General features: G+C 26.4%; 9 protein-coding genes and 1 pseudogene. 3 read left to right on the forward strand and 7 right to left on the reverse strand.

What is annotated here, in order from left to right; translation table 11 throughout:
* Nucleotides 1-652: 652 nt before the first annotated feature.
* From B3603_RS13855 to pckA, 6 genes and pseudogenes are all read right to left on the reverse strand, one after another.
* Entirely contained in the window at nucleotides 653-1588 is a 936-nt protein-coding gene (locus B3603_RS13855) for a hypothetical protein (protein WP_291565914.1), read from the reverse strand.
* A 116-nt stretch (nucleotides 1589-1704) separates the two neighbouring features.
* Nucleotides 1705-1875, reverse strand: coding sequence for a hypothetical protein (locus B3603_RS13860; RefSeq protein WP_291565916.1), 171 nt, complete (start codon nucleotides 1873-1875; stop codon nucleotides 1705-1707).
* Between the two features lie 689 nt (nucleotides 1876-2564).
* Nucleotides 2565-3125, reverse strand: a complete 561-nt coding sequence (locus B3603_RS13865) for a serine hydrolase (RefSeq protein WP_291565918.1) — start codon at nucleotides 3123-3125, stop codon at nucleotides 2565-2567.
* 374 nt (nucleotides 3126-3499) lie between these two features.
* Nucleotides 3500-4321 carry an undecaprenyl-diphosphate phosphatase gene (locus tag B3603_RS13870; RefSeq protein WP_291565920.1) on the reverse strand — a complete coding sequence of 274 codons (822 nt, stop codon included), beginning with the start codon at nucleotides 4319-4321 and terminating at the stop codon, nucleotides 3500-3502.
* A gap of 115 nt (nucleotides 4322-4436) precedes the next feature.
* Entirely contained in the window at nucleotides 4437-5591 is a 1155-nt protein-coding gene (locus tag B3603_RS13875; RefSeq protein ID WP_291565922.1) for a hypothetical protein, read from the reverse strand.
* Between the two features lie 203 nt (nucleotides 5592-5794).
* A pseudogene (pckA, locus tag B3603_RS13880) lies at nucleotides 5795-7373 on the reverse strand (phosphoenolpyruvate carboxykinase (ATP)).
* 430 nt (nucleotides 7374-7803) lie between these two features.
* On the opposite strand from pckA, the gene B3603_RS13885 reads away from it, so the two are divergent.
* A complete protein-coding gene (locus tag B3603_RS13885) occupies nucleotides 7804-8247 on the forward strand; it encodes a zinc ribbon domain-containing protein (RefSeq protein WP_291565924.1) in 444 nt (147 codons plus the stop codon).
* 93 nt (nucleotides 8248-8340) lie between these two features.
* Here the strand turns inward: B3603_RS13885 and B3603_RS13890 are convergent, their stop codons facing one another.
* Nucleotides 8341-10035, reverse strand: coding sequence for a tetratricopeptide repeat protein (locus B3603_RS13890; RefSeq protein WP_291565926.1), 1695 nt, complete (start codon nucleotides 10033-10035; stop codon nucleotides 8341-8343).
* A gap of 174 nt (nucleotides 10036-10209) precedes the next feature.
* Between B3603_RS13890 and B3603_RS13895 the strand changes: the two genes are divergently transcribed.
* Together B3603_RS13895 and B3603_RS13900 are read left to right on the forward strand one after the other, a co-directional pair.
* A complete protein-coding gene (locus tag B3603_RS13895) occupies nucleotides 10210-10512 on the forward strand; it encodes a hypothetical protein (RefSeq protein WP_291565929.1) in 303 nt (100 codons plus the stop codon).
* Between the two features lie 283 nt (nucleotides 10513-10795).
* Nucleotides 10796-11303: Mur ligase family protein (locus B3603_RS13900; protein WP_291565931.1), on the forward strand; the 508-nt coding region annotated here is incomplete at its 3' end.

Consider the following 11303-nt stretch of genomic DNA (forward strand, 5'->3'; position numbering starts at 1 on the left):
TCACCTGACGACTCTTACTATTTTATCAATATTATAACTTCTTGTCAACAGTTTTATTTATTAATTAAATTCTGTATTTAAAAAGTCTTAATTTATCGCTAAGTTCATTTTATGTGCTCCCTAGCGACAAGGATTATTCTATCAAATAAAGATATATCTTTGTTAATATATTACTATATTTAATAACAAATAAATTGCTTTTTTTCCTTTTTTCTTTATATTTCTTTATATTTCTTATATTGATACACCAGATTAGGTTGTTGCTATTTTAATATTCCATTTTATTTTTTCATTATATTTTTACAAAAATACTTTTAATTTATTCCTATACAATTTAATTTTCAATAGCTACTTAAGAGAGGTTATTATATCGATTGCATCCTTATCAACCATCATTTCACCTATGCTTGATATAGTAGTTAAACCATNNAATATAAGATTACTATGTTCTTCACTAAAACAACTTCTATTCGACAAGATTTGAAATATGAAATGTAATGGATATAAGGAAGGTCATGATTGACTTTCCTTAAAAATTGCCATATTGTCAACACTATGCTAAAACATACCTAATTTTATTAAGTAATTTTAAACATTCAAAAAGACTGCCAATAATAACTTGCCAGTCTTCTAACTAATTACTCTGCATATTTTAAGGAAACTGAGGAGTTCCTGCTCCTTGTGTTACAAATGGTTTAACTTCAGCTCCCTTATAATCAACAAAATAATTTATATCACATATTGTTTTACCTAAATAAGACTCTTGTACAGCATTAGCTTCCATTACTTCTTCTGGGCAAAAATCATATATAGGGGATTTTACCAAATTACAAAAACCACTATCTTCACTTGTATCTATTCTCCAAATTTTATTTTTACGTAATGACCATATATAATTTCTCTTTTTATATTCTCCATTTTTAGTATCAAATAACTGTAATTTAGGATCTTCTTTAATTGCAATATCTGCTTTTTGTTTTTCTAAGTTACTAGGATATTCTTTACTATGAAAAATTATTAATATATCTCCATTACTGTAACTTTCATCTATTACCATATGTCCATGAAATAAATCAATAAGATTCAATCTAGTATCTGGAAAATTTATATTAATAGCTTTAAATAATCCCTCTAAGTAATTACTTATATCATCATTAAACCTTCTAGGTTTTTCACCATTCCCAGAACTCCAGCTTTTTATAAATTCAGCCACTTCAATAGGATTTGTATTTTTAATAATACTACTTTGATCTTTTAATACTTGAAATAATTTAGCTTCATCATAACCCTTTCGAAGTTCAGGGGCTAATATAGTATTAACCTTTGAGGAATAAATCTTAGGTCCACCTTGTCCATCACAACTTCTAAGTAAACCCATAATAGCCTTTGACTTATCTTCATAAGTTATATTATCATTTTCAATAATATCTAGAAACCTCATCCATTCTTGTGAATATTCTTTACTAATTTTCTTTACTTCTTCATTTCCTAATTTATTATTAATTGATTCTACTGCATATACTATTCTGCTGCTACATATTAAAAACATAATTAATATTGCTATATTTTTAATTGTATTTTTATCCATTGTTAATCCTCCCTGTATTTTATAGTTTTAAAGTTAATTAACATGCACCATTAAAATTTATATCTCAACAAACAACTCCTCAAAATCACCCATTAGACACTTTCCCATTATAGCATTTATTTCATAAATACATTAAATAATATTATGTCATCATATGGATATGCTTCAAACTTAGCTTGTCCTCTACATTGAAAATCCTTTTGAGCATTCTTCATATAGGACTCAATATTAACTATATTAATCTCATCAACTCTAATGCTGCTTATAACTTCTATATTATTTGCCAAATTATATTTATAAATAAATCCACCTCTGATACTTTACCATTGGCAAATTTAAAATCCTTTACTAACTAAGTACAAAAAGGACTTCATGCAATATGTGCTATAAGTCCTTCTGTAATATATATTTTTTAGTCATAACCACCCACAAAACTGGTGGCTTGGTCTGAGGCTATAAGACCCTTTTCTCTAGCTAGCGTCTAAAGGCGCTGGCTTTTTACTTAATTCAAAGCCACTTTGCTATTGCCACTTTTGCAATCCATTAATGGATAATTTTAATACTTGCTATTCTTAAAAGTGCCTTCATATTCTTTAACACTTAACTTATCTTTCATTTGATATTACTTTTCTTAGTTTTGTATATATTTTTTTTTATAGTTGCTTCATTTAATCCTACCCTGTCGGATAAGTCAGAACCCTTTCGAGTTTCTCTTCACAGGGCTCACGGGTTCTTAACCCCCAAGTCTTTCATTATTGTCAGCCTAGACTTAAAAGCAGCTGTTTCCTTATATGCTAACATCTTGGCATCTCTTCTTCTTTGTTTTTTATTAGAAAATATTCTTTATTTTTGTATGGATTCTTATCAAGTTTAAGCTTTATCACTAAAGCTTTTCAGAACTCACCTGCATATCAGGTAGTTTTCAATATACAATAAAAATAGTATAAGAAAATCTTCTTATACTATTTTCATTGTATTAATTCCAATCCTTATCAACCATATCAAACATCATTTTACCTATTCTTGATATAGTAGTTAAACCATNNTTATTTGATAAAAGTCTTAAACATTTTGAAAGATCATGACTAGTAGTAACGTTCTCTTTATTATCATCTATTTTATTTTCTGATGGATACTTTCTAACTTCTGTAGAATAAAGTTTCATATCTTTTATTAACTCATTTATTCGATCCATTCCTACTAAATTTACTATCTTGCAAGCTGCTGTATTATCACTTTGTATTAACATTGCTATCAACAACTCTTTAATTGTATACTCTTTTTCTGAAAATTCATGAATTATACTATATTTCCCACTAACCATATCATTTTTAGTTATTGAAACTTTATCATCAATGTTAAAATTATTATTTTCAATTTCTTTCATTAAAGCCACTGCAATTGGTACTTTTATGCATCCTGCTGCTGTCATTTGCACATTTTCATTTAATCCATAAGTATAACCGCTTTTTAAATCTTCAAAATAGAAACTATAAATTCCGTCCCTATTATCTAAATAACGTTTAATTTCTTTCATATATTCCCTCCAAGCACCACATCATTAAGACACCATATAAACTTACATTAATTATAATATTCTATATATTCTAATGTCAACTAATTGAGTCTATTTTCTAAATTTATTGTATATTTAAAATATAATGCAAATTTTATAAATAAAATCATATCTATTTTTAAAGAAAAGTAGTTTTTAATTGACAATATCTAGATTTTCACCCTTTAATTTTAGAAAAGTAACTAATCAAATAAATCTATAAAAAAATATTTCAAAATTATATTTATATTAAATGACAGATATAATTTAATATAAATACTTAAAATAATCTCCTTAACGTCTCATAATATCTCCTTCAAATTAATAAAAGCACTTAAAACTAAGTGCTTTTATTACTATATTGAAATTATATTCATAAATACTAGTGCAAATAAAAATAACGCAATCATAATTCTATATACAGCAAATACTTTCATTGGCTTTTTCTTTAGATAATTTATAAATCTATCGACTACTACTAAAGATACTAAAAATGCAACTATAAACCCTACAGTTAATGTAAGTATTTCTCCTAATGCAAGATTACCCCCGTACTTAATTAATTTTACTCCCGAAGCTCCTACCATAGCTGGAATAGCTAGAAAAAAAGAAAATTCAGTAGCCACTACTGTATAAAGTCCACTTACCCAACCACCAATAATAGTTGATGAAGATCGTGACATTCCAGGCCATAATGCTAAACATTGAAATATCCCTACTTTTAAAGCTTGCTTAGTAGTAATATCATCTATATCTACAGTTTTTAAAGACTTTTTAAAATTTTTTTCTGCTATTAGCATTAATATTCCTCCTATTAATAAGCCTATAGCAACAGTCAATGAATTGAATAAATACTTATCAATTAAATCTTCAAATGCAAATCCAAGTATACCTACTGGTATACATGCTACAAATATATTAATCCAAAACTTTACTCCCCAAGGCTTACCTGTAAAGAATCCTTTTATGGAGGAAATTATTTTTTCCCAATATAGTACTAAAATAGCAAGTATCGCCCCTAACTGTATAACAACTTCAAAAAGATTAGCAAAACTTCCCTTGAAATTTATTAGATCTCCAACGATAATCATATGTCCTGTAGAGGATACTGGAATAAATTCTGTTATTCCCTCTACAATAGCAATCACAATTGCTTTTAATAGTAATATTAAATTCATAAATCATCACTCTTTCAATTTTACTTTATTCGAGGGTATATTGTACTATGATAACTTTTTTATTTCAACTATTTAGGTATCTGAAAGAAAGTAATAAACCAAAGATATTAATCTATTATTTTTTTGAAGATGCCGCATTCTTTCTAATTGTTATTTCTCTAATTGGAGTCTTTCCATCCTCAGATATCCTTATAGAATTTTCTCCATTCATTATAGCTAAATCGTAATAAGTATTTACTTCTACAAAATTTCCTCCATCAATACTTATATAATATTTTTCTATCATAACACTATTTTTAAATATACCTGCAGTAAATCCTATAAACTCTTCTGTATCTTCTTTTGTATCTCTTTTAGATAATATAATTGTTGGAAGGTTATCATTCTTTTCATCATGATATATTATCTCTGGGTTTATATGAAATACATCTTTTTTATTCACAAATATAGTAGGTCCAATATATCCTTCTTTATTTTCTAACTGAGCGTCCTCTTTGTTTTTCACATAAGTAACATAAGAGTTACTTTTAATTTCATCAAATTTATTATTATCAATTTCTATAGCATAGCTATTAAAATATTTTCCCATATTTTTTTTATATTTTTTGATAGCTTTTTCATTTTCTATCCCTACAATATTAACATTTTCAATACCTTTTTCAATTATTTCAACAGCACTTAATGGTATATCTTTATCTGTCATATAGCAGCCATTACCACCATCTATCATTACCCATTTACCATGAACCTTACTCCATACCTCAATTACCTTATAATTTTGTCTAGGTTTAACCTTTGTATTATTACTTGCGAAGAGCTTACCTTTTCTTACATTTATATTAATTGTAGATAATCCTTCTTCCAAAAGTGTTGCATAATTATCATCAGACAATACTTTATTAGTTTCAATTTTCTTCATTATTTCTTCTGTGTTTTTCCCCACTTCAATAGCATTTATCTTAAATTCTGCTTTACTATTTATCCACTTAATCATTTCAAAAGCCTTGTCTATTTCATTTACGCCATTTGCAACTAATTTATCATATTTATATTTATTTTTTAATTTCTGCTGATAATCATTTTTTCCATCTAGATAGTAAAATTTAATATTAGTTCCTTCATAAAAGTTATCATACTTTACAATCTCAACCTTATATTTATGATTATATTTATTTAATTCTAAATTATTCTTAAAAATTATAGCTGCTGAAAATCCTCCTATTACTAATAATCCAATTATAATTTTTTTCATTCCATTACGTCTTTTCATTTCCCCTACCCCTAATCATTGTTTTTTGACATATACCATTATAATCTATTTCTGCTATATATTGAAGTAAATTTGTCTAAAAATTTATTTTTTTGGTTAATTTTGCGACTCTATAAGCAATTTTTTTAATAAATATTAATTTATATACGTTGTTACACGTAAAAAGGAAAGTGCATATACACTTTCCTCTTATATAAGTATTATTACGCTACTGGACCTGCATTTTTAATATCATCACTTACTTCTTTAAATTTTTGGAAGTTATCGTTGAATTTTTTTGCAAGTTCTTTTGCTTTAATATCATATTCTTCTTTATTAGTCCAAGTATTTTTCGGATTTAATATTTCACCTGGTACATTTGGTACCTCTTTTGGTACTAGTACTTTAAATATTTCATGTTCTTCAAAATCTATATTTTTTAATTGTCCATTTAATGCAGCTTTTACCATTGCTCTAGTATAGGTTAAATTCATTCTCTTACCTACTCCATAAGCTCCACCAGACCATCCTGTATTTACAAGGTAAACTTCCGTATTATATTTTGTTATTTTTTCTCCTAACAGTTTAGCATATACTGATGGATTCATAAGCATAAACGGTTCTCCAAAGCAAGCTGAGAAAGTTGCCTTCGGGGAAGTTATTCCTCTTTCAGTGCCTGCTAATTTACTTGTGTATCCAGACATAAAATGATACATAGCTGCTTCTTTAGATAATTTTGATATTGGTGGTATTACCCCAAAAGCATCTGCTGTTAAGAATACTACTGTATTTGGATGTTTTCCAAATCCACTTAAATCTGCATTATCTATATGTTCTACTGGATAAGCACCTCTTGTATTTTCTGTTAAGCTGTCATCATCAAAGTTTGGTCTTTTATTTTNNATTTTCGTCTAGCACTACATTTTCAAGTAATGAACCAAATTTTAACGCATTATATATCTGTGCCTCTTTTTCCTTATCAAGTTTTATTGTCTTAGCATAACAACCACCTTCAAAGTTAAATACACCCTTATCACACCATCCATGTTCATCATCACCAATTAATCTTCTTTCTGGATCAGCAGATAGTGTTGTTTTACCTGTTCCTGATAATCCAAAGAATACTGCTGTATCGCCATTTTCTCCAATGTTAGCTGAACAATGCATTGGGAAAACTCCTTTTAGTGGTAATAAAAAATTCATAATTGAGAAAATTGATTTTTTAATTTCTCCTGAATATTGAGTTCCTCCAATTAAAACTATTTTTTTATCAAAATTGATAAGAACAAAAGCTTCTGAATTAACTCCATCTTCTTTACCTTTAGCTTTAAATCCAGGTGCTACAATTACACTAAATTGAGGATTGTGTTTTTTTAATTGTTCTTCTGTAGGTCTTCTAAATAATTGTGTTGCCATTAATGCCTCTGATGCATATTCATTTACAACACGGATATCCATCTTATATTCTTCTAAAGCACCTACATATCCATCTACTACAAATAGATCTTTATCTGATAAATAATTGATTACTTTATCATAAAGTTTATTAAATACATCCTCTTCAATTGGAAGATTAGTTTCTCCCCAGTTAATATAGTCTTTAACACTATCTTGTCTTACAATAAACCTGTCTTTTGGAGATCTTCCTGTATACTTTCCAGTACTAACTACTAATGCTCCACTTTCTGCTAAAGTTCCTTCTTCTCTCTTCACTGCAAATTCAACTAAATTTGCAACACTTAAGTTTCTGTAAACATTCTCTGATGTTTTAATTTGTAAATTTTCTACAATATTAGAATTCATTCTTAATTACCCCCGAAAACATTCTTAGTAAATTACATCAGTATTATTAAATAAAGCTTCTATAATTTTATATAAACACAATTGATTGAAAAATGCAATAAAAATTTTATTTTTCTAATATTTATTTGTTTTTATTGCAGTATAGTATTCATTATAGTGCTTATTTATCGCCTAGCAATAATTAGTATATCATATTTTTTTAAAAAGTATAGCACATTTTACAAATTATTTATAAATATGACCAATTTTTATTGCTTTTTTAGCATTTTATATACATGGTAAAAATAAACTATTTAAAGAGGAAAAATTTTGTAAAAATTTTACTTATTTCCCCATAAAAATTATATTTATTCTTCTATCATAAAATAAGTAATAATGATAATATCTATATTAAGTGAGTAATTTACTTATATGTTTTGAGGTGATTATAATGTTCTGTACAAATTGTGGTGCTTTTATGGATAGTGATCATTCCATCTGTTTACAGTGTGGTATTAGACAATTTACAGCTAATAAATTTTGTCATAACTGTGGTAAAAAAATTATTTCTCTTCAAAGCACTTGTGTAAACTGTGGTGTAGAGGTTAATAATTTGAAGCAAAAAATATATTTTAATGGGTTAATTCCTCCCAAGGTTAACTTAATGAGTGCATTTATTTATATAGTAGCTTCTTTATTAATTCCTGGACTGGGTCAAATTCTTCTTGGTCAAGTAAAAAAGGGTTTTCTAATTTTAATTGTATCTGCAATTTTTGTTGCCATAACTTTTAGGGTATACCCCGGAGCAATGAATATCATATTTGCTATTGACACTTATTTTATATACAAAAAACAACAACAGGGTTTAGCTGTTAGAGAATGGGAGTTCTTTTAATATTATTTATTTTATAATTCATTAATTAAAACTTTTCTTGTAATTTTATTATAAATATAAGAAAACACCTTTGTTCAAACAAAGGTGTTTTATCTAATAAAACATTACAAAATCAGGTATTTGCAGAATCTCATTATCTTTACCATTAGCATACTTGTTTTTTAAATCAACTATTTTATTATAATTCTCTTTTATGGTAGTTCTAGTATAATCATCATCACTATCTTTTAATCCTTTATAAGCTGCATCTAAATTTTCAAAGGCTCTTTCTAAATCTCCATCAACAGTTATATAATAGCATCCAGCATTATTCAACGTTAATATATCCTTTTGGTCAAGAGAATAAGAAATTTTTATTTCATTTAATGCTTCTTTAGTCTTTTTAGAAATTAGATAAGCAGTTCCTAAAGTTCTATGATATTTAATTGATTTATCATCTTCTTCTACGCAAGTCTTCAAAATGTTTATAGCTTCATTGTAACTATGATTGGATAAGTATATTAGCGCAGTTTGATATTTAAAATCAGTTATATTTGGCTTTAGTATTTGTGCTACTTTAAAATTCTTAACAGCACTAATACTATCATTATTAGAATACCAATCATAAGTAGCGTTACTTATATATATACTACTATTATATGGTTCTTTATAAGCGGCATAATGAAAATATGGCTCAGAAGAATTTGGCTCTCCTATAGCTTTCAATATATTTGGCATCAAATTAACATAATTATCTACATAAGAAGGATTTTCCTTTAATGATCTTTCTCCATATTTTAAAGCCATATCAAAATTCTTTTTATTAAAGTAATGCCATGCAGCTACATTATTTACTCTATAATCCTTAGGATAATCCGTTAATAATATATTTAATTTTTCTTCCGCTTTATCATACTCTTTATTATTATCGAGTATTGATATTTCTAACAACCTCGTAATTAAAAAATCTTTACTATCTTTTACTTCATTTATAACCTCATTAATAATTTCTTTTCCTTTATTATTACTTTCTTCAATGCTATAAATTTTTGCAAGCCATAGTTTATAGCATAAATCCTCTTTGTTCTTTTCATTTAACTTTGTAATATCATTTAGTAAAGTTTTATTTTCTTCATAACTTTCATAAATGACATCATATATTTTAATTTCATTCTTATCTAAATCATAAGCAGCTTTTAAGGTGGATAATCCCTCTTCAGTTTTATTCAAAATCATGTACATTCTAGATTTTTCTGCTAAATCGTAAGCAGATCCCTCTAAAATTGGATAGTTATCTACAATACCTTTTGCCTTATCATAATTATTATTTGACATATAAATTAAAAACATTGTTTTATTAATTTGTTTATTACTGCTATATTTCTTTAGAAGTTCTTCTCCGTCTTTTTCAATAATTTCAAAATCTTTTTTTTCTATTTTTCCTTCAGCTAATTTATCTTTAATTATATTAAATTTATTGTTTAATATAATACTTTGAGCATCACCTGTCTTATCTTCTTTTTTAACTGCTTCCTCCATGCATTTATTAGCGTTTTCTATATCTCTTTTTAATAAATATACTTCACTTATTTTAGCATCCCATAATGGAGATTTATTTTCTCTTCTCCCTATTGATTTATACTTGTCTATTGCCTCGTCATATTTCGATGTATAAAAATAATTATTTGCTTCTATTTTTTCTTCTTTCAAACCATTTATATTATTTAAAGCTATAATAGCTATAATAGCTATTATGACACCACTAACTAATATAATAATGTTTCTCTTGTTATATAGTTTATTGTTCATAATTTTCCTCCTCCCCTGTGGAATCATATTAATTTTATCAAAACCTTATAAAAAAATCTACTTAATTTGAAGTATAACGCATAGAAAGGAATGTATTATCATGTTATAATGTAGTTTAGTAATTTATTTTTAAATTACTAAACTACATTAAATATTTTATGGGGGGTTGGAGTTATGAAAAAATCTAAAGAACAACTTCTAAAAGAGCGACGCCAAAATACTCTAAAGAAAACCCGTATTAAAAATGCCATCACTCTAATAATTTTTATTTTAATGATAAGTTATTTGTTTTTTTGTGTTTTCACAATGGCTAAGAATATAACAACAAGAATTATAAATAAAAAAGTGGCCACATCTTCAGTAAGTAAGTTTAGAGAAAAAAACAATGACGATAATAATAAAAGTGCAAATGATGAAAAAATAAAATTTAAAGATAAAGAAATCTTACTAAGTATTGTTGGTAATCATATTTCATAAAAAATGTACATTTTGTTTTCAATTACTATTGTCAAATTAAATGAATTAAGTATTTCTCTAGATAATAAGTAACTTAAAAATTATGGTTAATTCGTATATATTAAAATACAATAAGATATCTAAGATAAATTAACTAGTCAAAAATAGAAAGTCTATCTTGTGTTAAATAAAGGATACTAATAGTAGTAAAAACTTATCCCATAATACGACTCAAAATACACTAGCATACTAACTAACTATTTCTTGAGAGTGTATAACAGACTTTTAAATTTAAGCTAAGGGAGTGTTTAAAATTAAAATTAATTCTTTTTTCGGTATAATTACCTCTAAATTTATAATTAAAATTTCAAAACTACTTTTCAAAGGTGGTTCAAACTTTCCTGGTAAGGTAGCATTAAAGTTTGACAAGCGTATCTTAAAAACTGTAGCAAAAGATTATAATGTTATTTTGATTACTGGCACTAATGGTAAAACTACTACCACTAGTATGATTTATAACATTTTAAAAGCTAATAATTTTGATGTTATTACCAACAACACTGGAGCAAATATGGTAACTGGAATTACTTCCTGCTTCATTTCTAATTATAAATTTAGGAAATGTAATAAAAATACATATGCAGTAATTGAAGTAGATGAGGCGTACTTACCTATAATTACTGAAGATATAAAACCTCGAATAATTACAGTTACAAATTTATTTAGAGATCAATTAGATAGATATGGAGAAATTCATACTACTTTTACAAAGATACTTAGTGGAATTGAAAAAACTCCTAATACCACTCTAG

This window comes from Clostridium sp. UBA2485 (genome assembly GCF_002341865.1).
GTDB lineage: Bacteria > Bacillota > Clostridia > Clostridiales > Clostridiaceae > Clostridium_J.

Coding starts and splice junctions, on each gene's coding strand:
- B3603_RS13855 (WP_291565914.1), bottom strand. CDS start 1,588: ATGGATAAAAATACAATTAAAAATATAGCAATATTAATTATGTTTTTA.
- B3603_RS13870 (WP_291565920.1), bottom strand. CDS start 4,321: ATGAATTTAATATTACTATTAAAAGCAATTGTGATTGCTATTGTAGAG.
- B3603_RS13875 (WP_291565922.1), bottom strand. CDS start 5,591: ATGAAAAGACGTAATGGAATGAAAAAAATTATAATTGGATTATTAGTA.
- B3603_RS13885 (WP_291565924.1), top strand. CDS start 7,804: ATGTTCTGTACAAATTGTGGTGCTTTTATGGATAGTGATCATTCCATC.
- B3603_RS13890 (WP_291565926.1), bottom strand. CDS start 10,035: ATGAACAATAAACTATATAACAAGAGAAACATTATTATATTAGTTAGT.
- B3603_RS13895 (WP_291565929.1), top strand. CDS start 10,210: ATGAAAAAATCTAAAGAACAACTTCTAAAAGAGCGACGCCAAAATACT.